Below are 23,674 nucleotides of genomic sequence, written 5' to 3' on the forward strand. Positions count from 1 at the left end.
TCGCCCGAGCCGGCGAGAAGGACCCGGGGGCGCTACAGGTACCCTTCGGCCTGCAGCGCGAACATGCGCGCATAGCGCTGGCCGCGGGCGACGAGCTCGTCGTGGGTGCCCTCCTCGACGATGCGCCCGCCGTCGAGGACGAGGATGCGGTCGGCCATGCGCACGGTCGGGAAGCGGTGCGAGATGACGATCGTCGTCCGCCCCTTGGACAGCGACCGGAACCGCTGGAAGACCGCGTGCTCGGCCTCGGCGTCGAGCGCCGCGGTCGGCTCGTCGAGCACGAGGATGTCGGCCTGCTCGCGCATGAAGGCGCGCGCGAGCGCGATCTTCTGCCACTGCCCGCCGCTCAGCTCGACGCCGTCCTTGAACCAGCGCCCGAGCTGCGCGTCGAGGCCCCCGGGCACGGCGGTCACGACCTCCTCCGCGCCGCCCTCGGACACCGCGCGCTCGATGCGCGGCTCGTCGGCGAGGTGCTCGAGGCTGCCGAGCCCCACGTTCTCGCGCAGCGTGAGCTGGTATTGGTTGAAGTCCTGAAACACGACACCGATCCTCCGGCGGAGCTCGTCGAGATCCCAGGCGCGGAGGTCCTTGCCGTCGAGCAGGATGCGCCCCTCGGTGGGCTCGTAAAGCCGCGTGAGCAGCTTGATGAACGTCGTCTTGCCAGCGCCGTTGTGCCCGACGAGCGCCAGGCTCTGCCCGCTCGGGATATGGAGATCGATCCCCCGGAGCGCCCAGCGCGACTGGCCGGGATACCGGTAGCCCACGCCCTCGAACCGCACGCCCCGCTCGAGCGCGCCGTCGTTCGACACCGAGGGCGACACCGAGGGCGAGTCGCCGCCCGGCAACGCGGGCGGCCCGTCGGTCGGGATGCTCAAATACTGAAAGAGATTCGACATGTAGAGGTTGTGCTCGTACATGCCGCCGACGCCGGCGAGGACGGCCTGGAACGCCTGCTGGCCCTGGCGGAAGGCGGCGACGTAGAGGACCATCTCGCCGAGCGAGAGCCGCCCCGCCGCGGCGGAGACCGCCATGGCGCCATAGCAGCCGTAGAACGCGGCGGTCCCGAGGAGCGACAGGCCATAGGACCACCCGGCGCGGCGGACCGCGAGGGCGCTGTCCTCCCGGTAGAACGACGCGGCGAGCGCCCTGTACCGCTCGAGGAACATCGGACCGAGCCCGAAGAGCTTCACCTCCTTGGCGTGGCCGTCGTTGGCGAGCACGTACTCGAGGTAATTGAGGCGGCGGGCCTCGGGAGAGCGCCAGTTCCGGAGGCGGAACGCCGCGCCGGAGAAGCGCGCCTCGGCGACCGTGGCGGGGATGGCCGCGAGGACGAGCGCGAGCACCGCGAAGCCGCTGAAGCTGACGAGCATCGCGGCGTACCCCGCGAGCGTGATCAGGTTCTGCACGAGCGAGAAGCTCTCGGTCACGATGGACGCGGGGCGCGACGAGGCCTCGCGCCGCGCGCGGGTGAGCTGGTCGTAGAACTCGGAGTCCTCGAAATGGCGGAGCTCCAGCGAGAGCGCCTTCTCGAGGATCATCGCGTGGATGTCGTTCGAGAGCCTGGCGCCGAGCAGCTGCCGCGTCAGCGAGAGCCCGCGCTGCGCGAGCGCGAGCGCGGCCACGAGGCCGAGCTCGACCGAGACCCACACGAGCGTCGCGCGCTCCTCGCGGGCGACCACCGCGTCCACGATCGTCTTGCCCACGTAGGCCACCCCGAGGGGCAGCACCGCCGCCGCGAGCGTGAGCGCGCCGAGCACGAGGCTGGCGGCCTTCGACGAGCGCCAGACGAGCTTGAGCGTCCGCGGGGTGTAGGCGAAGCTGTCCCGCAGGCGGGAGAGGCCGAGCATGACGGCGGATTCTAACCACGCCGCCGCGCTCCGCCCGCACAGGCCCGCGCCGCCGGTCGCGCCTCGCCGCAGGGAGAGCGCGCGGACGGCCGCGGTGGCGGGCGCGCGCCGGGCGCGGTATCCCGGGGGCTCCGAACCAGGAGGTTCTTCATGTCGAGCATGTCCAATTTGACGATAGGCTACGGAGCGCTGCTCACAGCGCTCGGCGTCGGCGGCTTCGCGGCGACGAGCGCGCCGACGGCGCTCATCCCGGCCGGCTTCGGGGTTGTCGCGCTCGGGCTCGGCCTGCTCGCGAGGAACGAGAAGTACCGCATGCACGCCATGCACGCGTCGGCGCTGATCGGCATCCTCGGCTTCCTCGGCTCCATCCGCGGCCTGTCCCAGCTGCCGGCGCTGCTCTCCGGCGGCGACGTGGCGCGCCCGCCGGCCGTCATCGCCCAGTCCCTGATGGCCGTCCTGTCCGCGGGCTTCGTCGCCCTGTGCGTGCGCTCCTTCGTCGCGGCGCGCCGCGCCACCGCCCGCCCCTGAGCGCGGCGCGCCCCCCCCGAGAGCGCCGCCTGGGCCGGGAGCCCAGGCGCCCTCGCAGAACCCCTCTCCCCCCTCACCCCCCGGCCAGAGCGCTCCGAGCGATCCTGTCGGCCGCGCGCTCCACCGGCTCCACCGGCTCCACCGAACGATCGGCTCCTGTCGAATCCGTAGAGAACGGCCGGTGCGGCGGCGCCCTGCGCGCCGATGAGCTCCCCTCCCCTCCCCTTACTCTGCACGTCCCATCTCCGTATGTCCCATCTCCGCGCGTCGGAGCCAGACTCCGCGCCGCCGGCAAATCTCTCCATGTCGATTATTTGGCAATCTGATCCAGCAGTCCGGAATGCCAGAAATCCGCGCGCAAATGGCCAGATCGGTGCCCTCGATGGCCGTGCATGATGTACTGTCGTCGTCACCAGACCATCAACTACGAGAAGAGCGAGCACCATGCTTCGACGCGTCATTGCATTGGGGCTGACGGCGCCTTTTTTCCTGTCGTGCGGGGAGGATGGTGCCATCATGATCTGGAATTGCAACGAGTGCCCCGAGCGCTGGACCTGCACCGAGAATGCCTGTATACCGCCTCACTGCAGCAATGGCATCCAGGATGATCATGAAGGCGAGACCGACACCGACTGCGGCGGTTCGTGCGGGGCTTGCCGCTTCGGAGGCTCCTGCGAGACGGGAATCGACTGCAAGGAGGGCGTCTGTCGCCTCGGGGTGTGCCAGGCCCCGACGTGCGTGGACGGCGTGGCGAACGGCTTCGAGACCGGCGTCGACTGCGGCACGCGCTCGTGCCCGCTCTGCCCCGCGGGCGAGGGGTGCCTCGCCGGGGAGAACTGCGGGTCCGGGGTGTGCAGGGAGCGTGTCTGCCAGGAGCCCTCGTGCGACGACGGGGTCCTGAATGGAAGCGAGCTCGGCGTGGACTGCGGCGGGGCGTGTCGGGCCTGCCGGTAGCGCGGGGATCGCGGCGAGGCGACCGGGCCCCGCGGCGCTCGCGGCGCGGCGAGAGGTCGACGCGACGGGGGAGCGCCTGCTGCTTCAGCGGGGATCGACGGCGGGCGCGGTCTCCAGGCTCACCGTGCCGCCGGTCGCGATCCAGCGGAATCCGTCGATGAGCGCGGTGGAGTCGAAGCGATCGTCGCCGGTGTCGAAGAGGATGAACCGGAGCGAGATCTCCTCGCCGCCGCGCACCGGCGCCCGGGTCTTGAGCCACCGGGTGCCGCCGTCGTGGCGCGGGCTGAAGCCCGTCCCCACGAGCTCGCCCGAGCCGAGCGGGCATCCGTCGCAGACATCGAAGAACGCGATGTTGACGCTGACCGGCCTGCCCTCCCCGTCGAACGAGAGATTGCCGTTGTACGATCCGGGAGGCGCCGGCGTGGCCAGCGCGACGAATTGGTCGTTGAAGTCCTCGCAGACCCACTCCGGATATTCGTACGTATAGAACTTGAAGAGGAACTCGTAGCCGGTCGCGTTCCGCGGCGCGCGGAGGACGACCTCGAGGCCGATGTCGTCGTTGATGAAATCGGAGGGAGGACAGTCGGGGTTGTCCTGGGGGAACCCGGGCGGCGCGGCGCCGGCGCCGTAGCTCGAGCAGCTCTCGGACCAGCAGGCGTCCGGGTGGTCGGGCAGGCGGGCGCGCCCCGTCGAGAGCGCGAGCAGGCGCGCGCCGCCCTGCACGCGCACGTTGGGCCCGAACCCGTCGAAGAGGCCGACGGCGGGCGATCGCGCCGCGGGCGAGCCGTCCCCGCGGACGTACCTCGCGGAGAGCACGCCCCAGCGCACGTCCTCGCGGGAGGCGAACGCGCAGAGGTCGATCGCCCTGGCCCCGTTCGCCGGATCGAAATCCTCGAGCGAGAGGCCGTCGTCGCAGGGAGGTGCGACGTTGTCGATCGCGCCATCGCAGTCCTCGTCCGCCGGCGCGGGGATCTGGCCGCTCGCGTCGGGCTCGGTGACCTCGACCTCGATCGCGCCGGGGTTCACATTTCCATCGGCATCGTTGCAATCGCCGCCCGCGGGCGTGAACCCGTCTCCGTCGCTGTCCGCGTGGGGGTCGGTGACGGGGCCGGCGCCGCCGCTGACCGACCCGGGCCCGCCAGGCTCATCGAGCCCGCCGGGGTCGTCCTCGCCGCCGGCGTCCGGGGGCTCCGCGCGCCCGTCGCCCGCGCCGCCCTGCGCAGGCGAGCCCCCGACCGCCGAGCACCCGAGCGCGACGAGGAGCGCCGCCAAGGCGGCAACGCCGGGAGCGGGGGGAGCGAGCCGTCGTTCAGTCATGCTGCACTTTGCCACGAGGTCGGCCTCGAGCCCGAGCGCAACCCCGGTCGGCCTCAACCCCGGTCGGGTGGCCTCAACCCCGGTCGGGTGGCCTCAACCCCGGTCGGTCGGCCTCAACCCCGGTCGGCCGCCCACCCCCGGCCGCGCTACATCCGCTCCGGGGCCTCGATCCCGAGCAGGCCGAGGCCCTTCGCCAGCACCTCCGCCGTGAGATCGCACAGCGCAAGGCGCGAGCGGCGCACCTCGTCGGTCTCGGCCCGGAGCACCGGACAGCGCTCGTAGAAGGTCGTGAACGAACCGGCGAGCTCGAACAGATAGACGCACAACCGGTGCGGCTCGAGCGTGGCGGCCACGTCCTCGAGCACGGCCCCGAACCGGAGCAGCTCCAGCGCGAGCGCCCGCTCGGCCGGCTCGCCCAGCGCGATCCCGGCGCCGCGCGGCGACTCCACGCCCGCCTTCCGGAAGATCGACCGGATGCGGGCGTGCGCATACATCAGGTAAGGCGCCGTGTTCCCCTCGAACGCCAGCATGCGATCCCAGTCGAACACGTAGTCCTTGATCCGATCGCTCGAGAGATCCGCGTACTTCACCGCCCCCACGCCGACCGCCCGCGCCACCGCGCCCGCGGCCTCGACGTCGAGCTCCGGGTTCTTCTCCCGCACCACCTTCGTCGCGCGCTCCACGGCCTCGTCGAGCAGATCCGAGAGCTTCACCGTGTCGCCGCTCCTCGTCTTGAACATCTTCTTGTCGGCCCCGAGCACCGACCCGAAGGCCACGTGCTCGGCCCGCGCCGGCGGCATGAGCCAGCCCGCCTCCCGCGCCGTCGCGAAGACCATCGCGAAATGCTGGCTCTGCGGCGCGCCGACGACATAGATGAGCCGCCGCGCGCCGACCGTCGTGAGGCGGTGGCGGATCGCCGCGAGATCCGTCGTGGCATAGCCGTAGCCCCCGTCCTGCTTGCGCACGATGAGCGGCAGCGGCTCGCCGCCCTTGCCCGTGAAGCCCGCCGGGAAGACGCAGAGCGCCCCCTCGCTCTCGCGCGCCAGCCCCTTCTGGCCGAGCTCCGCGAGGACATCGACGAGCATCGGGTTGTAGAAGCTCTCACCCGCGAAATCGGCCTCGGTCAGCGTCACGCCGAGGCGGCGGTAGACCGACTCGAAGTAGCGCGTCGACTCGCGGACGAGCTGCCGCCAGAGCCCGAGGGTCTGCTCGTCGCCGCCCTGGAGCCGCACGACCCGCCGGCGAGAGCGCTCGGCGAACGCCGGATCCCCGTCGAATTTGGCGCGCGCCTGCCTGTAAAACGCGTCGAGATCGCCGACCGAGAGCTCCTGCGAGGCGGCGGCCTCGCCGAGATCGAGCATGTGCTCGATCAACATGCCGAACGGCGTGCCCCAGTCGCCCAGGTGGTTCTGGCGGATCACCCGGTGGCCGAGCGCCTCGAGCACGCGCGCGAGGGCGTCGCCGATGATCGTGCTGCGCAGGTGACCGACGTGCATCTCCTTCGCGGCGTTGGGGCCCGAGTAATCGACGATCACCGTCTCGGGCTGCGCCGCGGGCGCGATCCCGAGCCGCCCGCCGCCCGCCGTGTCGGCGAGCTCGCGCGTCAGGTAAGCGTCCTCGAGCGTCAGGTTCACGAACCCCGGGCCGGCGATCTCGACCTTCCGGCAGATCCCGCCGAGCTGCAGCGCCCCCACGATCGCCGCCGCGACCTCGCGCGGCGGTCTGCCGAGGCGCTTGGCGAGCGCCATGGCGGCGTTCGCCTGGTAGTCGGCGTGGCTGGAGCGGCGCAGGGAGGGATCGGTGGCGGCGTGCTCGGCGCCGAACACGGCGGTGATCGCCTCCTGGAAAGCGCGGGAAAGGGCGTGGACGGGATCGGCCATGGCGCATCCTTGGCCCGGGCGCGCGGCCAATTCAATAGGCAAGCCGGCGCTCCACGGCCGCCCCGCGGAGCGGCGCGCGCGACGCGAGCCCCGGCGCGACCGCCTCGGCCGAGCGCTCGAATCCTCGCGCGGTCGATGCGCGTCGACCGCGCGACAATCGACGGATCCACCGATCGAAGCGGGCCTTACCTGCGCGCGCGCAGGCGCGGCGCGCGGCGGCGATCCCCCTTTGACAAAAATCGGGCAAGGTCGGACAGTTCACGCCTCCCGTGAGCGCCTCCCCGCCCCCTGCCCCCGGCGATCCGCCCCCCGCCGCGAGCGACGCGCCCGCGGAGAGCGCGGCGGCCCAGATGGTGGGGGCGATCCTCTCGGACCGGTACCGGATCGTGGAGCTCGTCGCGACCGGCGGGATGGGCGCGGTCTACAAGGCCGAGCACCTGCTCCTGCGCAAGTGGCTGGCGGTGAAGCTCCTCCTGCCCGCAGCGCAGGGCTCTCCGGAGCTCACCGCGCGCTTCGAGCGCGAGGCGATCGCCGGCGCGCACATCCAGCACCCGAACATCGCCTCGGCGACCGACTTCGGGACCCTCCCCGACGGCGCCCGGTTCCTCGTGCTGGAGTACGTCCGCGGCACCACGCTCGATCGCATCATCAAGAAGGGGCCCGTGTCCGCCGCGCGCGCCGCGGAGATCGCGCGGCAGATCGCGGCGGCGCTCGCCGCGGCGCACGAGCGCGGCGTCATCCACCGCGATCTGAAGCCGCGCAACGTCCTGGTCGAGGACGGCACCGACGCCGTGAAGCTCATCGATTTCGGGCTGGCGAAGGTGCCCCTGGAGCGCCTCTCCACGACCGACGCGCAGAGCGGCGACGCGCGGCCAGAGCCCGCCCGCATCACGCTGAGCGGCATCGTCTTCGGCACGCTCGCGTACATGGCGCCGGAGGCGGCGCAGGGCATGGAGGCCGTCGACGAGCGCTCCGATCTCTACGCGCTCGGGCTCATCCTCTACGAGATGCTCGCCGGGAAGCACCCGTTCGACGCGATCGTGCCCGTCGAGCTCTTCCGCGAGCAGTGCAACACGGCGCCGCCGCCGCTCCGCCTGCGCGCTCCCGGCACGGCGGTGCCGCGCGAGCTCGAGGCGGTCGTGATGCGCCTCCTGCGCAAGGACCCGGCGGAGCGCCCCGCGACCGCGCGCGCGCTGCTCGCCGCGCTCGACGCGGCCGTGCCGAGGTCCGAGGCGCTCGGCCTCCTCCCGTGGAAAGAGCCGCTCTCGAGCGGGGCGTGGCCGCTCGGCGATCCGCTGCGCGCGCTCCAGGCCGCCACGCCGCCCGAGCCGCCGGCGCGGCAGGACCGAGCCGCCGCGGCCGGAGGCGCGGCGGCCGGCGATCCCGCGGCCGGAGGCGCCGCGACCGGAGCGCTCGGGGCGCCGCGCGCGACCGCAGGCGCGGGCTTCGACGCGGCCGGGAACGAGGCGCGCGGGGCGGCGGAGCGACGGCCGCGGCCGCGGAGGGGCGCCCGGGGCTGGCTCGTCGCGATGGCCACGGTGGTCGCGGCCGGCGCGGCCGGCGCGGCGCTCCTCCGCCGCCTGCCGGCGGGCGCGCCGGCGCCGGCGGCCGCCCCCCCGGAGCTCCCGGAAGCGACCGCCGCGATGCACGCGCCGGCCGCCGCAGCGCCGGCCGCCGCGGTGCCAGCGGCCCTCGGCGCCCCTCCGCCAGCCCCCCCGGCGATGCCGGCCGCGAGCGCATCGGCCCCCGGGCTGGCCGACTCCGGGGCGGCGCCGGTTGCAAGCGCGGCGCCGGTTGCGAGCGCGGCGCCGGTTGCAGGCGCGACGCCGGTTGCAGGCGCGGCGCTCGCCGATCCGGGGCCGCTCGACCGCACGGAGCTGCCGGCCGAGCGGGAGCGCCTCGTGGGGGCGGTCCAGGCGAAGCGGTGGCAGGACGCGGAGAGCGCGCTCTTCGTGCTGCTCGAGGAGGATCGCTCCGCCTTCGAGCAGCGCGACGTGATGACGGCCGCGGCCGCCGTCACGGTGAAGAGCTCGTACCGGATCGACGGCCGCGCGGACGCGATCTTCGAGGCGCTGGAGAGCCGCCTCGGCGAGGACGGCCTCGACATCGCCTACGAGATCGTGAGCGGCTACGGCGGCACGCAGGGCGGAAAGCGCGCGGCCGCGCTGCTCCGCCGCCCCGAGGTGCTGGAGCGCGCGAGCGTCCCGCTGCGCATCGCCGTGGCGCTGCGCGAGGCCCCCTGCCGTCGCAAGCCGGCGCTCTTCGAGCGCGCGGCGCTCGAGGGGGACGCGCGCGCGCTCGTGTTCCTGGAGATGCTCCGCTCGTCGCAGTGCCAGCCGCGCATCGGGCAATGCTGCTTCCACCACCACGCGGGGCTGGAGCGCGCGGTGCGCGCGCTGCGCGACCGGCTGCGCCACTGACCCCGGCTGCGGGTGGTGGGGCATTTGCCCAGAGAGATGTCACATGAAGGCGGGAAGGCAGGAAAATCATTGAGATTTTCTTCCCGCCTTCCCGCCTTCATGTTCAAATGACCCCACCATCCGGCTGCGCCCGCGCGGATCCCGCTGCGCCCGCGCGGCCCGGGCTCCCGGCGGGACACGGACCCTCCCCGACGGCCGCCGAGATGGGCTACGCTCGCGCCCCCGGTCCCGAGCGCCCAGCAGGAGGCCAGAGCACGGCAGCGGACGCGCGGCGCGGACGACGAGGACGAAGGAAGAGGAATGAGCGACAAGACGAATGAGGAGATCTACAGGGCCTATCTGCTGGCCTATGCGTGCAGCGGCGACACCTCGAAGGTCGCGGTGCTCCAGGACGCGCGCCCGCTGACCGCGACGGTCGCCGCCGCGCTCGCCCTCGCGGAGCGCGACCGCCACGCGGGCGAGCCGCCGGACACGTGGGACTCGCTGACCGAGCGCCTGCAGGCCATGTTCGACGAGTTCGATCCGCACGGGTACGACCTGGCGAGCGGGGAGGACGACGAGCCGCTCGACGACGAGGAAGACGGCGACGAGCCGATCGCCTCCTGAGCCGCGCCTCCACGGCCGCGGCCTCCCATCGCGCTGCGGCGCCTCCCGGGCAGGCGCCGGGAGCCGCCGCCCGCTCACCCCGCGAGGGTCGCGCCGTTCGAGGCGATGACGTCGCGGTACCAGTGCGCCGAGTCCTTGAGCACGCGCTTTCCCGTCGGGTAGTCGACGAAGACGAGGCCGAAGCGGTGCTTGTAGCCGTGGGCCCACTCGAAGTTGTCGAGGATCGACCAGTGGAAATAGCCGTTCACGACCGCGCCCTCGGCGATCGCCCGGCGGAGCTCGATCAGGTGGCGCGCCATGAAGTCGATGCGCTGGGGGTCGTGCACCTTGCCGTCGAGCGAGATCCAGTCCCGGGTCGACAGGCCGTTCTCGGTGATCACGATGGGGCGCCTGTACCGCTCGTAAAAGAACCTGGGCCCCCAGTAGAGGCACTCCGGGGTGACCGACCACTCGAAGGCGGTGATCGGATGTCCCACGGGGTGCGGCACGACCTCGGCGGCGCCGCTCGCCCCGGCGCGCACCGGGACTCCCCAGTAGACGTTCACGCCGCAGAAATCGACCGGCTGCGCGATGATCTCCATGTCGCCGCTCCGGACCTCGGGCAGCTCCTTCGCGAACAGGCGGAGCCCGTCCTCGGGGTACCTGCCGAGGAACACGGGATCCATCCACCACGTGTTGGTCCACGTGGTGCGGGCGTTCACCGCCCACGTGGCCGCGCGCGCGGCCTCCAGATCCTCCGGTGACGGGCTGGCGGGGTATTTGACCTGCGCGACCGGCGCATAATAGACGTTGCACTTGCCCGGGCTCGCCGCGCGGATGGCCTGCACCGACCTGCCGTGCGCGAGCAGGACGTGGTGGCACACGCGCAGGACCTCGGCGAAGCGCAGCCGGTCGCCGGGCGCGTGGCGACCCTCGTAATGGCCGGCGCCGGCGAACACCTGCGGCTCGTTGAGCGTCATCCAGTCCTTCACCCGGTCGCCGAGCTTCTTGACCACGACGCTCGTGTACTCGGCGAACCACTCGGCGCTGTCGCGGTTCAGCCAGCCGCCCTTGTGGTAGAGCGCGAGCGGGAAGTCCCAGTGGAACAGCGTGACGTGCGGCTCGACGCCCGCCTCGAGCAGCGCGTCCACGAGCCGATCGTAGAACGCGAGCCCGCGCTCGTTGACGGCGCCCGTGCCCTCCGGCAAGACGCGCGGCCACGAGATGCTGAGTCGATAGGCGCGGAGGCCGATATCGCGCATGAGGGCGACGTCCTCCGGATACCGGTGGTAGTGGTCGCACGCGACATCGCCGGTGTGGCCGTTCCACACCGCGTCCGGCTTCCTGCAGAACATGTCCCACACGGACGGCCCCTTGCCGTCCTCGTACGCGGCGCCCTCGATCTGGTACGACGCCGCCGCGGCGCCCCACAGGAACCCTTCCGGAAAGCCCTTTTCGCTCTGTGCTCGCGTCATGGTGGCCATCACCCTATCAAAGGCGGCCGAGCGCCGCACCACGACGTCAGCCAGCGTCTCGCGCCTCGTAGCCGGCCTCGCGCACGGCCGCGAGCAGGGCTTCGGCCGCCGCGCTCCCCTCGACGACCGCCTCTCCACGCTCGAGGCTCACCTCGCTCACCCGCGTGACGCCGGGGACCTTCGCGAGCGCCTTCGAGACCGCCTGGACGCAGTGGCCGCAGGTCATTCCTTCGATAGCAAGTCTGCGCATCTCCCCCCCTATGCCCGCGCGAGGCAGCAGCGTCAACGCGGGCGCGGCGAGGTCAACGCGGGCACGCCGGGCACGCCTGCCCGCCGCAGTCCACGCCGAGCTCGCCGCCGTTCCGCAGGCCGTCGATGCACGTCGGCTCCTCGCACACGGCCGCCCAGCAGACGCCGGTCTCGCAGTCCGCGCCGGTCGCGCAGCCCTCGCCCGGCGGACAGGGCGACCACGGACCGCCGCAGTCGACGCCGGTCTCGGAGCCGTTTCGCACGCCGTCCGAGGTCGACGGGCTCTGGCAGGTCCTCGGGCTCCCGAGGCACACGCCGGAGATGCAGTCCTGCGGGACGGCGCAGAGCGACCCGCTCTCGCAGGGTCGCCTGCAGATGCCGCCGCAGTCGACGTCGGCCTCGTCCGGGTCGCGCCGCAGGTTGATGCAGTGGCTCGGCGCGCAGAAGCCCCCGCCCTGCTGCGCGCCCACGGTCGGGACGCAGATGCGGCGGGGCCCGCACTGGTCGTCCTCGACGATGCAGTCGAACGGCTGCGCCTCGTAGCAGATCTGGTCGACCTTGTAGAGATCCATGAGGCTGATCCCGTTGTCGAAAGGCACGTGGACAGGCCTGTTCTCCGCCGAGCAGACGTCGGAGGTGCACAGGTTGCCGTCGTTGTAGAAGTCGGCTGGATCCGCCCTGGAGACGACCTCTCCCGCTTGCGTGCACTCCAGCTGCGCGCAGTCGCCGCGCAGCTGGGAGAACAGCGGGCCCGGGTAGATCTCCACCTGGCACACCCTGTCCACGCACTGCCCGACGCCGCAGCGGGAGTCCGGCGGGCCGGCGCACTTCGCGTCGTTGTCGCACGCCGTCCCGGCCGTCCCCGGCGCGCAGCTGAACCAGCCCTCCTGGCACTCGCTGCACGGGCGGCAGGCGAGAAAGCAGTCAGGCGACGTGTCCTCGGGCCCGCAGCACAGCGTGTGGCCCTCCTGGACGCAGGTACACTCGTTGTCCGTGCACTCCGTGCCGGGCGCGTACTCGGTGTCCGACTCACAATCGGCGGTCGACTCGCACCTCCCTCCCAGATGGCTCATCCGCTCGCAGGAAGAAATCGCCACGACGATGAGAAAAACGGATGCAAAAATGTAATGCTTAAGAAACCTGTTCATGCGTCCAGTCCTCCGGCACGAGGCCATGGCGCCAACACCCCGGCGGCCCCAATCCGCCGTGATGTCGCTTCCAACGGGCGAGGATCCTACTCGGACCCGGCGCAGGTCTGCCAGTCTTGACGACAGTTTTCGCCACCTCGGATTTGCCGGGCAGGAGGCTCCGACGTGGTTACGGGCGCGCGCCTCGTCCATTTCGGATTCAGGTGCTCGTGGCGGTTCTCCGCGGCTGTGTGCTTGCGCCGCCCGCGCCGGAGTGGTTCGCTCCTGCGCGTGACGGCTCGTGAGCACACGGCGCTTGTCGGTCACGGCGGCGTGCACATCGTCGAGGGCGCCGGGGGCACGCGCCGCCATGCGCTCCACCTGGTCAAGGTGATGGTGCCGGTCGACGGTCCTCTCGAGGTCGATGTCGAGGGCGGGCGGCCGTTCGGGGTGCGCGCGCCCGTGCTCACCGGCGCCGGGGTCGTCCATTCCGTCGGCGCGCCGGGCGTGACGGTCACTGTCTTCCTGCCGCCCGATGGGCTCGGCGCCGGCGCGCAGGCGGTCGCCCGCGGGCGGGTGCTGGTCCTCGAGGGTGCGCAGGCCGATCGGATGCGCGCGGCGGCGCGCGCCGTGCTCCGTGGCCGGCTCGATCACGCGGCGGCGCACGAGCTCATGAGGGCGTGCGCCGCCGCGTTCGCGCCGAGCGGCCCGCCGTTCGATCGCCGCGTGCTGCGCGCGATGCGCCGCCTCGCGGAGCAGGCGCCGGGTCGCCCCGCGCTGGGCCCGCTCGCCGCCGCGGAGGGCCTCTCGCGCTCGCGGCTCTCGCACCTGTTTCACGACGCCTTCGGCCACCCGCTGCGCGACTACGTGACCTTCCTGCGCGTCATGACGGCCGTCCGGGCGCTCGTGGACGGCACCGCGCCGGCCCGGGCGGCGCACGCCGGCGGCTTCCACGACCAGGCCCACCTGGCGCGCGCCGTCGCCGCCACGCTGGGCCGCACGCCGGGCTCGGTCGCGCGCAGCCACTTCGTACAAGCGCCGGCCGCAGCCGGGCCCAGGATGATCCCCTGAACCCCAGGAGGACCCATGCCCCCTCGCGCTCTCGGCGCAGCCCGCGTCGCCCTCGGCCTCATCGTCCTGCTCGGCGGCATCAACGGATTCGTGCGCATCGTGCCGGTCCCCGAGCCGCTTCACCCGTTCGTCCAGCTGCTGGTCGACAGCGGCTATATCCATGCCGTCAAGATCGTGGAGATCACCGCCGCGGTCCTGCTCCTCCTCGACCGGCGCCGCCCGCTCGCGCTCGCGCTGCTCTGGCCGGTCGTGGTGAACATTGCCCTGTTTCACCTGCTGCTCGACCCCCGCGCCGGCATCAACGCCGTCATCCTGCTCGGCCTGCTCGGCGCCCTCACCTGGCACGATCGCCGCGCGTTCGCGCCGCTCTTCGCCGAGGGGCGCTCCGGATCGACCGCCCCCGTGAACAGCGCGACGCGCGCCTCGCCCGTGTAGCGCCGAGGCGCCCGGGAGAGAGGCGTGAAGAGAGCAACCACAGAGGCACAGAGGAAGGGAGAGAGAGAGATTTAATATCTCCTGTCCTCTGCCTCTGTGTCTCTCCCGGGCGGGCGCGCACGCGCCGCAGCGGCGCTGCTACGGCGGGCTGTCCTGGAGCACGCCGTCGGGCACGAGGCGGAGCGAGCGCACAGCGCCCTCGCGCGCGAGCAGGACGGCGCCGAGCAGGCCGGCCTCGCTGCCGAGCGGAGAGGCGACCACCGGCACCTCCCCGGCGCGGACGGCGTGGCGCGGCAGCTCCTCGCGCAGACCGTCGATCAGGATGTCGGGCGCGGCGAGCATCTCGCCGCCCAGCACGATGAGCTGGGGATTGAGCAGGTTCAGCAGGACCCCGATGCCGCGCGCGAGCTGCGCGCCCGCCTCGCGGAAGATCGCGCGGGCGCCCTCGTCGCCGGCGAGCGCCGCGCTCGCGACGTCACCGACGGCGTGCGGCCGGGAGAGCGCGGCCAGGTGGGGAGAGCGCGCCGACGCTTCCTCCGCGGCGCGCCGGAGCGCCATGACCGAGGTGAACGTCTCCAGACAGCCGCGGCGGCCGCAGCCGCAACGCGGGCCGTCGTCGGCGATGCGGCAGTGGCCGATCTCGCCGCTGTACCCCTGCATCCCGAAGAACAGGCGCCCATCGACGACGAGGCCCGCGCCCACGCCGAGCCCGACGTACAGCCACACGTACGACGCGAGCCCCCGCGCGGCGCCGAGCTCCCCCTCCGCCACCGCCGCCGCCTGAGGCAGGTTGTACACGGACACCTGCATGCGGAGCGCGCGGCTGAGCTCCGCGCGCACGGGGAACCGCTCCCAGCCCAGGTTGGGCGCAAGCACGCAGATGCCGCTCGGCCGCTCGATGAGCCCGGGCATGATGACGCAGGCGCCGCGCAGCCGCTTCCGCGGCACCCCGCTCAGCTGCAGCACCTTCGGCAACAGCTCGACAATGTCACGGACCGTCCGGTGCGGATCGCGCAGGACGGTGGGCTGCTCCAGGCGCGCCCGCATCCGCCCGCGCGCGTCGGCCACGGCCACGGCCGTCTGCTCGACGCCGATCTCGATACCGAGGAACGCCGCGCTATCATCGTTGAACTCGAGGAGCCGCGCCGGGCGCCCGCCGCGCGACTCGGTCCCGACATCGCGGACGCTGCCGCTCTCGAGCAGCTCCTCGATGATGGCCGAGACCGTCGGCTTGGTCAGGCCGCTCAGCCGCGCGAGGTTCGTGCGGGAAATCGGGCCGTGCTCCTGCACGAGATCGAGGACGAGGGAGCGGTTCAGCTCCCGAGGGGTGCGGTTGCTAGCCGTCTTGTCGTTCGCACGGACCATCGAGCAGACCGAGACTTAGCCGTTCTCACGCGGTGAAAGCAAGGGGCGTCACCGCCGCGCGCCCAGGAAACGCGCGCGGCGCCCCGCCGGGCATCATCATCATCCGCCAGGCCGCGCGCGGGCGCTCCTTGTCGCCCTCGCCTCCCCGCGGCGTTCTCCACCCTTCTCCACCGGCTTACTTCCGTTGATTTCCTCCTCGCTCACCGCGCACCACTGCGCTCCACGCCCCGGACGCCCGCGGATCGCCGGAGCAGTTATGTCAGCATCACACACGCTGTGACCCGGAGAACGACCACGGCCTCGGCGGCGCCCCTCCAGGTCTCGCGCGTAGCAAACTGCCTCGCAGGAAGGGAAGGAATCGTACGATGAGCACCCCCGTGTGGCGGAACGCCTCATCCTCGCGTGTGAGGTGGGAACACGGCGTGCGCGCGCTCTCCTCCCCGTCCGACCCGTCCGGATCCGACGATCGCCGCGCTCCGCGCTGCCGTGACGTTGCAAAGTTCAGCGACGAGCGGGCTCATCTGTTCTCGCGGGGAACGCTGATTGCAAACGGCCCATGCGGGAGGCGACCAGACGCTGAGTCGATGAGAGCTGCTGACGACGTGGATGACCGAAGGAGAGCGATCGTCAAGGCGCTGGAGTGCGGACGTACCGACGCACTACCGCCCCAGGTCGGGCGTGGGCTCGACGACATGGAGGATACGGCGACATCGCAGAGAGACGCGAGACGCAGGGCAGCCCTGGCGCGAGGGCCGGTCGGCCCGCTCTCTCAGCGGCGATTGACGGGTCCTTGACCGGGTCCTAGCAACCGCCTGCCTGGGATAGCAGGCCGAGGCAGCTCGCCCGGCGGCTGCGCTGGCGTCGCCCTGCTCGCACGCGATTCGCATTTCCGAGGAGACGCCCGGAGCGCTGGGCCTGTCTCTTCACGAGGAGTTTGCACGATCATGAAGATGGCAGATGTTCTGGGTGCTGTTCTCGCTGTAACGCTCGCTGGCTGCACGGCATCATACGACCATGCCGAGGCCGAGGCGCTGGAGGAGACCGGGGCAGTCGAGGGTGCGATCAGGCTGAGCGACGTGGCGCTCGTCCCGGCATATTTCGATCACGAGAACCGCTTCACGGTGGACCGCGGGCGATCGGTTCATGCGCACTTCACGAGCCACCCGGGCAGGACGATCACGCTCGAGCTGCAGTCGATCGCCGGGGGCAGGGACGCCGCTGTCGACTTCAGGCTCCACGAGGTCACGCGCGACGGGAGGCTGAGGCACGTCCGGCGGACCAGGGGCCCCCGCGGGCAGGCGATCTCGACGTGGGAGAGCCGGGGCACCGGGGCGTATGTCGTGCAGATCCTCTCGCCGCGGACGCTCGTCGAGGTGGAGCTCCGGCTCTCCTGCGGCGCCGACGTCTGCTCGCCCGTGGCGCAGCCGGGCGACATGTGCGCCGGCATCGCGGGCATCCGCTGCGCCGAGGGCCTGTATTGCGACTTCGCCCCCGAGGCGAACTGCGGCGCGTACGACCGCAGCGGCACGTGCGAGTTCGTGCCCGAGGCGTGCAGGGAGGACTACGATCCTGTCTGCGGATGCGATGGCCGGACGTACGGCAACGACTGTGTAGCGGCGACGGCCGGCGTCTCGGTGAGGAGCCTCGGGGAGTGCGGCCCCACGGTGGTGGGGCTCGGCGAGAGCTGCGGCGGCTTCACCCTCGGCGGGCTGCGCGTGTGCGGCGAGGGGCTTTACTGCAAGTACGCGCCCGACGCGATCTGCGGGCGCGCGGACGCGGCCGGCAGCTGCGCGGACAGGCCCGAGGTCTGCACGAAGGAGCTCGCGCCCGTGTGCGGCTGCGATGGCCAGACCTACTCCAACGCCTGCATCGCGGCCGCGAGCGGCATGTCCGTCGATGTCCGGGGCGCGTGCGACAGCGCACCTGTGGAGTGAACGACATCGGCGCGCCGCTCTCCCCGCCCGATCACGCGACTCTTCCGGACGCCTGGCCGTGACGACGCCGGGCGCCCAGCGCGACGACGCCGGGCGCGCTGGGCGGCGAGGAGCGCGCCGCTAGATCGTCTCCCAGCGCCCGCTCTCGGCGGAGCGGTAGAGCGCGTCGATGACCCGCATGTTGCCGACCGCGACCTCGATCGAATTCTCGACGGGGCCACCCGTGCGGATGGCGCGCGAGAACGCCTCGCTCTGCAGGTGGTACTGGTCGACGGCGGGGAACGAGGTGACCTGGGCCGAGCTGCAGTTCAGCGTCGAGCCGTCATCGAGGAAGAGCCTGCACGCCTGGTCGGCGGGGGCGTTGACCGGAATCTCGATCTCGATGCGGCCCTTGATACCGAGCGCGTTCACGCGCTGGTAAGCCACCGCCTGCGTGCTGCACGTGAACGTCACGTGCGCGCCGCCGTAGTCGAGCAGGCCCGAGGTCAAGCGATCGGTGCCGAAGTCGGGATCGCGCGCGATGAGCGCCATCGCCCGCGCGGGCTCGCGCCCGAACAGGAAGCGCGACGTGTTCACCGCGTAGCAGCCGATGTCGTAGAGCGCGCCGCCCCCGACTTCCTTCCTGTTGCGGATGTTGGCGGCGTCGCGGTTGAAATACGAGAGCGCCATCTGGACGCTGACCAGGTCGCCGATCTGGCCGCTTCGCACCCACTCCCTGGCCTGCTGCCACTGCGGGTGGTTGCGGATCATGAACGCTTCGGTGATCCGCTTGCCCGTTTCGCGCTGGACGGCGACCAGCGTCTCGGCTTCGTTGGCGCTGAGCGCAATGGGCTTTTCGCACAGGACGTGCTTGCCGGCGCGGGCCGCGCGCGCCGTCCACTCCACGTGCAGGTGGTTGGGCAGCGGGTTGTAGATGGCATCGATCTCCGGATCGCCGAGCAGCTCTTCGTAGCTGCCGTACGCTTTCGGGATCCCGAGCGACTGCGCGGCGGCGCGCGCCTTGCCGAGGTCGCGCGATGCAAGCGCGGCGAGCTGGGTCAGGGGCCCCCGCTTCATGCCGGGCAGGCTGACATTCATCGCGAAGTGGCTCACCCCGAGAACGCCCCAGCGCACGGGGGTGAGGGGTTCATCGGAGTTCGGACCTTGGGTAGACAGGGACATGGGCACCTCGCTGCTCGCGAAGCTAGAGGCCCACGGCGCGTCTGTAAACGCCCTCCGCGCCACGATCGCAGCGCGTTCGAGGGGGCGCCGAGCCGCGCGCTGCACCCGGGCTGGCGCGGAGCAGCGCGGAGATCGCCCAAGGCTCGTCCCCGACTCCGCGCCCAGGATGGGCCCCGGGGCCGGCGCCTCGACGAGACCTCCCGCGCGACGCGCGACCGGGATGAGCTAGAGCTCTCCCCCGGCGCTCCCCTCGCCGTGCCGGTGCGCTCGCGCCCGCCGCTCCCGGTTCTTCGCCACGCGCGCCGCCCGGCTCGCCAGGAGCTCCGGCGACGGCTTGCGCCCGCGGTGCGGCGCCTGCTCGGCGTGGTGCTCGTCGAACGACCCCGGCTCGCTGCCGAGCTCGAAGATCGCGACCTCGCGCTGACCGCGCTCGCCGAGCCGCAGCGGCATCACCGCCGCGCCGATCCCCGCCCCCACATAGACCGCCCCCTGGCCGGGCTCCCCCCGCTGGCGCGTGCCGTAGAGGCCGTGGATGTACCGGTGCCCCGCGATCTTGCCGATCGAGAGCTCGTGCAGGCGCGCGACCGTCACCTGGCCCGCGTGCGTGTGACCCGAGAGCACGAGCGGGATGCCGTGACGCCATAGGCCGTCCGCCTCCTCGGCGATGTGCGAAAGGCCCAGCGTCGGCAGGTCGCGCCGCATTCCCTTCACCGCCTTCTCGCGCGATGCGTGGCCGGTATAGGCGTCGTCGAGCCCCACCACCTGGAGCCGCTCGTGGCCCAGCGTGATCACCGTGCTCGCGTTGCAGAGCACCGCGACGCCGCCCCGCTCGAGCGCGCGCCTCACCGCGTCGGCGCCCGACCAGTGATCGTGATTCCCCAGCACCGCGATCACCGGCGCCTCGAAGCCGCGCACCACCTCTTCCAGCTGATCGAGGTAAAGCTGGCTGTGACACACGAAGTCGCCCGTGAGCACGACCAGATCCGGCCGCTGCTGGTTCGTCAGCGCCACGGCCGCGCGCTGCACCCGCACCGACGTCACCCGGCCGACATGCTGGTCCGTCAGGTGAGCAATGCGAAGCGACGACAGCTGCTCCAGGTAAGCCGCCGGCCCCGCGAAGCGCCGGAGGCGAATCCCCAGGGTCGGGTCCGCTTCCCCGGCATCCGGCACCCCACCCGAGGCGCCCGCGCCTCGCCTGAAGAGCCCACGCCACCGCTCCCTTGCATCCCTGGCAGGTACTGCGTCGCTCACCGTCGCCGAGTGTACGGGTGAGGTTGAGTGGCCGCCACCTTTTCTTTCGTCGAAGACGCCTTGATGCTGGCAGCGCAGCAATCCGCCCGTCCGCTGCCTGCCCGCCCGCCCGCCCGCGTCAACCTTGGAAAACTCCGCGCTCGTGCGACTCGGGCCTCCCTCACCGAGCCTGAGCTCGGCGGATCAGGTCGCGATCGATGGAAGCCAGGGTGGGGCAGCCCGCGAGCGCCATGGCGATCGACAGCTCGTCGCGCAGGCCCGCCAGCACGCGCGCGACCCCCTCGCCGCCGAGCGCGGCGAGACCCCACAGGACTGGCCGCCCGACCAGCACCGCGCGGGCGCCGAGCGCGAGCGCCTTCAGCACGTCCGTACCCCACCGGACACCGCCGTCCATCAGCACCAGGCACCGCCCGGCGAGCGCATCGGCGATGGCCGGGAGGACCTCGATCGTGGCGGGGGCGCCGTCGAGCTGCCGCGCGCCGTGGTTGGAGACGATGACGCCCGCCGCGCCGGCGCCGAGCGCGCGGACCGCGTCGTCGGGCCGGACGATGCCCTTGAGCAGGAGAGGGAGCCGCGTGATCGAGCCGAGCCACTCGACATCGCGCCACGTGAGCGAGGCGTCGTGTCGCGAGGCGACGTAGGCCGCGAGCAGAGAGCCCCGCTCCGCGGCCGGCGCGGCCGCCGCGGCGTCGAGGAGGTTCGCCATCACGAGCCCCTCGGGCAGCGCGAAGCGGTTGCGCACGTCCGCTATCCGGCGGCCGAGGAGCGGTGTGTCGACGGTGAGCATCAGCGCCCGGTAGCCGGCCGACTCGGCCCGCTCGACGAGCGCGCGCGTTAGGCCTCGGTCCTTGTGGACGTAGAGCTGGAACCACTTCGGCCCCGGAGACGCTTCCGCGACCCCCTCGAGGCTCGTCGTCGAGAGGGTGGAGAGCGTGAAAATGGTGCCGAGCTCGGAGGCCGCCCGCGACGAGGCGAGCTCGCCGTCGGGGTGCGCGAGGCGCTGATAGGCGGTCGGCGCCACGAGGATGGGGAACGGCACCGTCGTGCCGAGCAGGGTCGTGCTCATGTCCCGCTCGGCCACGTCGACGAGGACGCGATAATGAATCTCGAGGCGGCGGAAAGCGGCGCGGTTCTCCCGGAGCGTCCTGCCCTCGTCGGCGCCGGATCGGTAGTAGTCATAGGCCATCTTGGACAGGCGCGCGCGCGCTGCGCGCTCGAAGTCGTCGACGGTGAGCAGCGACGGGGCGGGGGGAGGGTCTTGCACGGTGATCTCCTGGAGAGCCCGGCGATGCGTCCAGTCAGTCGCAGGCGGGGAGCTGAGCGCTCGCGGGCTGCTCTCCGCCCTTGAGGTCGAGCATCCCTTCCACGGTGGAGCCGTTGATGTCGGTGGCGCGGACATGGTACGGCGCAGACCCCATGTCCCCGTCGCCGACGAGGAAATAGTTGTACGACTGTCGCGTGGCCGTCTGCCACGTGCCGTTGATCTCCACCTCCACCTTCTCGATCGGGTGCGCGTGGCCCTCGACGACGATCTCGTTCCAGTACCGGTTTGTCGCGTCCTTGAGTCGGAAGGTGACGGGACCCGTCGTGGGGCACGGGATGTACCGCCAGGAGATCTTCCCGGCGGCGCCGCCGTTTGTGGTCCCGAGATACCCCTCGTGCTCGGCGCCGATCTGGAGAAAGGCGTTCTTGCTGAGATCGATGTGGCCCTTCACGCACTTCGGGTTCGTGGCGATCGGGCACTGGTCGACGACCATGGCCTGCACCTTGCGCCCGTCGTCCCGGGAGACCTCCACGCACGCGCCGCACATCCCCGCGCTGTCGTAGTCCGTGGTGTTCATGGCGGCGAAGTACTGGCCTCCGCCGAAGGGGACGTGCGCGACGACGTCCGGGTTCCGCCCGGTGATCTGGTAGCTGCAGTTCACCTCGGTCGAGCCCATGTCGAGCGTGTAGAAGGTGATGGAGCCGTTCGCGGCCTCCGCGGGATAGTTGCAGCTCACCGACGGGCCGCCCGCGCCCGTCGTGGTGGTGGCGGTGGTCGTGGCGCCGGGATCGCCGCTGCTCGTCGAGGCGCTGCCGGTCGTCGCGGAGCTGCTCGGGCCAGCGCCCATGCCCGTCGTGGCGCCGCTCGCGCCCCCGGCGCCGGCCGCGCCCGCGCCGCCCTCCCCGCCGGCCGCGGTCGAGGTGCTCTCCGTACCGCCGGCGTCGCCACCGCCGGCGTCGCCGCCGCCGTCGCCGCCGCAGCCGGCGACGCCGAGCGCGCTCAGCGACAGGAGCGGCCATAAAATGCCCGTGGGCACGCAATCCAGCTTCATCTCGGCTCCTTAAGAATTATGATAGGGATGGATCCGCGAGTCGACGCGACTGGCTTACGCCAGGCGGGCCAACCGTGCAACAGCCGCGGCGCGCCGCCGCCCGATGGGAAAAGGGCCCTGACGCACGTCGCGCAACATGCGGGGCACCGGCCTGGCGGACTGCCATGTTCAAACGCGGCAGCGAGCCTCACGGCCCCAGGGCGCGCTGTTCGACGAAGGTGCCGGCGTCCGTCGTGTACGCGATCCACAGCGAGCCGTCGCGCTCCGCCTCGATCGCGACGTGGTTGAACGATGTGCCCTCCACGGCGAGGCAGCGCGGCTGAAACCGCCCTTCGCCGTCGAGCTGGCCGAGCTCGATCGCGTGCCGCGACCCGGGCTCGCGCGCGATCGGCCGGACCCGGGCGACGTGGATCGGGGAGACGCCCTGCGTGGCCGCGATGGGCGCGGGGCTCAGCCCGTTGGGGTAGAGCGACCAGGCCGCCGGCATGTCGTCGCGCGGCGCCTCGTCGATGCGGATCGCCGCCATGCCGAACGCCGACATGTCCCTGGCCGCCGGGAGGAGCACGTACGCCGGGCCCCCGGCGCCGACCGCGAGCGCGCCGCCCATCCGCGACTCGCCCGCGTCGCCGACGAACAGCACCGCGTCCGGCCCGAGCTCGATCTTGCCCTCCGGCGTGAGGCCGAGCGTGCGGGCGTGCACCGGCGTCAGCGCCGAGCGCGCGTCGATGTACATCGCGAGCGCCCCGCCCTTCCACGGCGACAGCGCGACGAAGGTCGCGCCGCTGCCCTCCTCGGAGAGCGGCACGGCGGGCCTGTCGTCCAGCACCGCGAAGGCCTGGGTCACGACCCCCTCGCTGGTCTTCCGATCCGAGAGAAAGGCGAGGAGCGTGTGCCCTCCGGGCAACGAGACGGCGGAGATCCCCGTGCCGCGGCGCCCGGCGCCGATGGGCGGCCCCTCCGCTCCCCAGAGCGGGGTCCTCCGGATCGTGCCGCCGTGATCCATGCAGAACACGAACCGAGAGGCCACCGCGCACGCCGGCCAGGAGGCGCGCGCCGGCTCTCCGCCGGCGGCCCCGGCGTCGGACGCGGCCTCCCGGGGCGGCGAGGCCGGCGCAGCGAGCGCGCCGAGCGCCTGCGCGGCGTCCCGGGGCGGCGAGGCCCCCGCGGCCAGCCCGAACGACGGCGCGGCGAGCCCGCCGAGCGCCGGCGCGACGTGCTGCGCCACGCCGTCGCGGTTGAAGATCACCCGGAAGTCGGCGCGCGCCGCCTCGTCCGGGGTCCACAGCAGCGCCGGCCCGCGGAGCGAGAGCGAGAGCGGCCCCCGCAGGAGCTTGCAGCCCGCGCCAGGAGCCGCCGCTGCCGCGTCCGGTGCCGCCGCGTCCGCCGCTGCCGCGTCCGGTGCCGCCGCGTCCACCCCCCCCGCGTCCGGTGCCGCCGCGTCCGCCGCTGCCGCGTCCGGTGCCGCCGCATCCACCCCCCCCGCGTCCAGCGACAGCGCGCTCGCCGGGCTCGCGGTGGACGCAACGGAGGGCGGCGGCCCGGCAGCGCCCGCGTCCGGCGCCGGCCCGGCGCCCGGCGCGCCCGAGCCCCCACGACAGGCGGCGAGCGTTGCCAGCACGAGCGCGCACGCGCGCAGGGGCGGAGAGCTCATCACCGCAGCCCGACGCCGAGCAGCGCCAGGATGTTCCCCGGACAGGTGGAGGCCCGCGACCATGATGTGGAGACGCGCTATCCTGACAGCCGCGCCGAGCATGTGCCGG

The 23,674-nt window shown here is 72.5% G+C and carries 19 protein-coding genes; 7 read left to right on the top strand and 12 right to left on the bottom strand.

Annotation, left to right across the window (positions count from 1 at the left end):
• Positions 1-32: 32 nt before the first annotated feature.
• A complete protein-coding gene (locus WMF28_RS38075) occupies positions 33-1,847 on the bottom strand; it encodes an ABC transporter ATP-binding protein (RefSeq protein ID WP_437598501.1) in 1,815 nt (604 codons plus the stop codon).
• Positions 1,848-1,997: 150 nt separating this feature from the next.
• On the opposite strand from WMF28_RS38075, the gene WMF28_RS38080 reads away from it, so the two are divergent.
• Complete coding sequence (locus WMF28_RS38080) at positions 1,998-2,375, top strand: hypothetical protein (protein WP_437598502.1); 378 nt, start codon at positions 1,998-2,000, stop codon at positions 2,373-2,375.
• Positions 2,376-2,891: 516 nt separating this feature from the next.
• A complete protein-coding gene (locus tag WMF28_RS38085; protein WP_437598503.1) occupies positions 2,892-3,329 on the top strand; it encodes a hypothetical protein in 438 nt (145 codons plus the stop codon).
• A gap of 84 nt (positions 3,330-3,413) precedes the next feature.
• On the opposite strand, the gene WMF28_RS38090 is transcribed toward WMF28_RS38085, so the two are convergent.
• Together WMF28_RS38090 and argS are read right to left on the bottom strand one after the other, a co-directional pair.
• On the bottom strand, positions 3,414-4,646 hold the full coding sequence (locus tag WMF28_RS38090; protein WP_437598505.1) for a choice-of-anchor L domain-containing protein: 1,233 nt from the start codon (positions 4,644-4,646) through the stop codon (positions 3,414-3,416).
• Positions 4,647-4,792: 146 nt separating this feature from the next.
• Entirely contained in the window at positions 4,793-6,526 is a 1,734-nt protein-coding gene (argS, locus tag WMF28_RS38095) for an arginine--tRNA ligase (RefSeq protein WP_437598506.1), read from the bottom strand.
• A 269-nt stretch (positions 6,527-6,795) separates the two neighbouring features.
• On the opposite strand from argS, the gene WMF28_RS38100 reads away from it, so the two are divergent.
• Together WMF28_RS38100 and WMF28_RS38105 are read left to right on the top strand one after the other, a co-directional pair.
• The gene (locus WMF28_RS38100; protein WP_437598507.1) at positions 6,796-8,946 is read left to right on the top strand and encodes a protein kinase domain-containing protein; all 2,151 of its coding nucleotides are present in this window, start codon (positions 6,796-6,798) and stop codon (positions 8,944-8,946) included.
• Positions 8,947-9,246: 300 nt separating this feature from the next.
• Complete coding sequence (locus tag WMF28_RS38105) at positions 9,247-9,552, top strand: hypothetical protein (RefSeq protein ID WP_437598508.1); 306 nt, start codon at positions 9,247-9,249, stop codon at positions 9,550-9,552.
• Positions 9,553-9,626: 74 nt separating this feature from the next.
• Here the strand turns inward: WMF28_RS38105 and WMF28_RS38110 are convergent, their stop codons facing one another.
• The 3 genes from WMF28_RS38110 to WMF28_RS38120 are packed head-to-tail and all read right to left on the bottom strand — an operon-like array spanning position 9,627 to position 12,403.
• The gene (locus WMF28_RS38110; protein WP_437598509.1) at positions 9,627-11,006 is read right to left on the bottom strand and encodes a GH1 family beta-glucosidase; all 1,380 of its coding nucleotides are present in this window, start codon (positions 11,004-11,006) and stop codon (positions 9,627-9,629) included.
• A gap of 46 nt (positions 11,007-11,052) precedes the next feature.
• Complete coding sequence (locus tag WMF28_RS38115; RefSeq protein WP_437598510.1) at positions 11,053-11,256, bottom strand: CopZ family metallochaperone; 204 nt, start codon at positions 11,254-11,256, stop codon at positions 11,053-11,055.
• A gap of 52 nt (positions 11,257-11,308) precedes the next feature.
• On the bottom strand, positions 11,309-12,403 hold the full coding sequence (locus tag WMF28_RS38120) for a hypothetical protein (protein WP_437598511.1): 1,095 nt from the start codon (positions 12,401-12,403) through the stop codon (positions 11,309-11,311).
• A 270-nt stretch (positions 12,404-12,673) separates the two neighbouring features.
• Here WMF28_RS38120 and WMF28_RS38125 point away from each other — a divergent pair, with 270 nt between their 5' ends.
• Together WMF28_RS38125 and WMF28_RS38130 are read left to right on the top strand one after the other, a co-directional pair.
• A complete protein-coding gene (locus WMF28_RS38125) occupies positions 12,674-13,453 on the top strand; it encodes a helix-turn-helix domain-containing protein (protein WP_437598512.1) in 780 nt (259 codons plus the stop codon).
• 15 nt (positions 13,454-13,468) lie between these two features.
• A complete protein-coding gene (locus tag WMF28_RS38130) occupies positions 13,469-13,888 on the top strand; it encodes a membrane spanning transport protein (RefSeq protein ID WP_437598513.1) in 420 nt (139 codons plus the stop codon).
• Between the two features lie 138 nt (positions 13,889-14,026).
• Here the strand turns inward: WMF28_RS38130 and WMF28_RS38135 are convergent, their stop codons facing one another.
• Positions 14,027-15,253 (bottom strand): ROK family protein, encoded by a 1,227-nt coding sequence (locus tag WMF28_RS38135; protein WP_437598514.1) that lies wholly within the window; start codon positions 15,251-15,253, stop codon positions 14,027-14,029.
• 944 nt (positions 15,254-16,197) lie between these two features.
• Here WMF28_RS38135 and WMF28_RS38140 point away from each other — a divergent pair.
• Positions 16,198-17,187 carry a Kazal-type serine protease inhibitor family protein gene (locus tag WMF28_RS38140; RefSeq protein WP_437598516.1) on the top strand — a complete coding sequence of 330 codons (990 nt, stop codon included), beginning with the start codon at positions 16,198-16,200 and terminating at the stop codon, positions 17,185-17,187.
• 120 nt (positions 17,188-17,307) lie between these two features.
• Here the strand turns inward: WMF28_RS38140 and WMF28_RS38145 are convergent, their stop codons facing one another.
• The 5 genes from WMF28_RS38145 to WMF28_RS38165 all read right to left on the bottom strand — a co-directional run bounded on the left by WMF28_RS38145 (position 17,308) and on the right by WMF28_RS38165 (position 23,565).
• Complete coding sequence (locus tag WMF28_RS38145; RefSeq protein WP_437598518.1) at positions 17,308-18,348, bottom strand: Gfo/Idh/MocA family protein; 1,041 nt, start codon at positions 18,346-18,348, stop codon at positions 17,308-17,310.
• A 225-nt stretch (positions 18,349-18,573) separates the two neighbouring features.
• Entirely contained in the window at positions 18,574-19,599 is a 1,026-nt protein-coding gene (locus WMF28_RS38150) for a metallophosphoesterase (RefSeq protein WP_437598520.1), read from the bottom strand.
• A gap of 160 nt (positions 19,600-19,759) precedes the next feature.
• A complete protein-coding gene (locus WMF28_RS38155) occupies positions 19,760-20,863 on the bottom strand; it encodes an alpha-hydroxy acid oxidase (protein WP_437598521.1) in 1,104 nt (367 codons plus the stop codon).
• A 34-nt stretch (positions 20,864-20,897) separates the two neighbouring features.
• Positions 20,898-21,899, bottom strand: coding sequence for an expansin EXLX1 family cellulose-binding protein (locus WMF28_RS38160; RefSeq protein ID WP_437598523.1), 1,002 nt, complete (start codon positions 21,897-21,899; stop codon positions 20,898-20,900).
• A 202-nt stretch (positions 21,900-22,101) separates the two neighbouring features.
• On the bottom strand, positions 22,102-23,565 hold the full coding sequence (locus WMF28_RS38165) for a hypothetical protein (protein WP_437598524.1): 1,464 nt from the start codon (positions 23,563-23,565) through the stop codon (positions 22,102-22,104).
• Positions 23,566-23,674: the final 109 nt, after the last annotated feature.

Source organism: Sorangium sp. So ce590 (assembly GCF_051521365.1).
Classification (GTDB): Bacteria; Myxococcota_A; Polyangia; order Polyangiales; family Polyangiaceae; genus Sorangium.

Bases quoted from the DNA above. Each gene is read 5' to 3' on its own strand.
- WMF28_RS38075 (WP_437598501.1), bottom strand. From the start codon at position 1,847: ATGCTCGGCCTCTCCCGCCTGCGGGACAGCTTCGCCTACACCCCGCGG.
- WMF28_RS38080 (WP_437598502.1), top strand. From the start codon at position 1,998: ATGTCGAGCATGTCCAATTTGACGATAGGCTACGGAGCGCTGCTCACA.
- WMF28_RS38085 (WP_437598503.1), top strand. From the start codon at position 2,892: ATGATCTGGAATTGCAACGAGTGCCCCGAGCGCTGGACCTGCACCGAG.
- WMF28_RS38090 (WP_437598505.1), bottom strand. From the start codon at position 4,646: ATGACTGAACGACGGCTCGCTCCCCCCGCTCCCGGCGTTGCCGCCTTG.
- argS (WP_437598506.1), bottom strand. From the start codon at position 6,526: ATGGCCGATCCCGTCCACGCCCTTTCCCGCGCTTTCCAGGAGGCGATC.
- WMF28_RS38105 (WP_437598508.1), top strand. From the start codon at position 9,247: ATGAGCGACAAGACGAATGAGGAGATCTACAGGGCCTATCTGCTGGCC.
- WMF28_RS38110 (WP_437598509.1), bottom strand. From the start codon at position 11,006: ATGACGCGAGCACAGAGCGAAAAGGGCTTTCCGGAAGGGTTCCTGTGG.
- WMF28_RS38115 (WP_437598510.1), bottom strand. From the start codon at position 11,256: ATGCGCAGACTTGCTATCGAAGGAATGACCTGCGGCCACTGCGTCCAG.
- WMF28_RS38120 (WP_437598511.1), bottom strand. From the start codon at position 12,403: ATGAACAGGTTTCTTAAGCATTACATTTTTGCATCCGTTTTTCTCATC.
- WMF28_RS38130 (WP_437598513.1), top strand. From the start codon at position 13,469: ATGCCCCCTCGCGCTCTCGGCGCAGCCCGCGTCGCCCTCGGCCTCATC.
- WMF28_RS38135 (WP_437598514.1), bottom strand. From the start codon at position 15,253: ATGGTCCGTGCGAACGACAAGACGGCTAGCAACCGCACCCCTCGGGAG.
- WMF28_RS38140 (WP_437598516.1), top strand. From the start codon at position 16,198: ATGAAGATGGCAGATGTTCTGGGTGCTGTTCTCGCTGTAACGCTCGCT.
- WMF28_RS38145 (WP_437598518.1), bottom strand. From the start codon at position 18,348: ATGTCCCTGTCTACCCAAGGTCCGAACTCCGATGAACCCCTCACCCCC.
- WMF28_RS38165 (WP_437598524.1), bottom strand. From the start codon at position 23,565: ATGAGCTCTCCGCCCCTGCGCGCGTGCGCGCTCGTGCTGGCAACGCTC.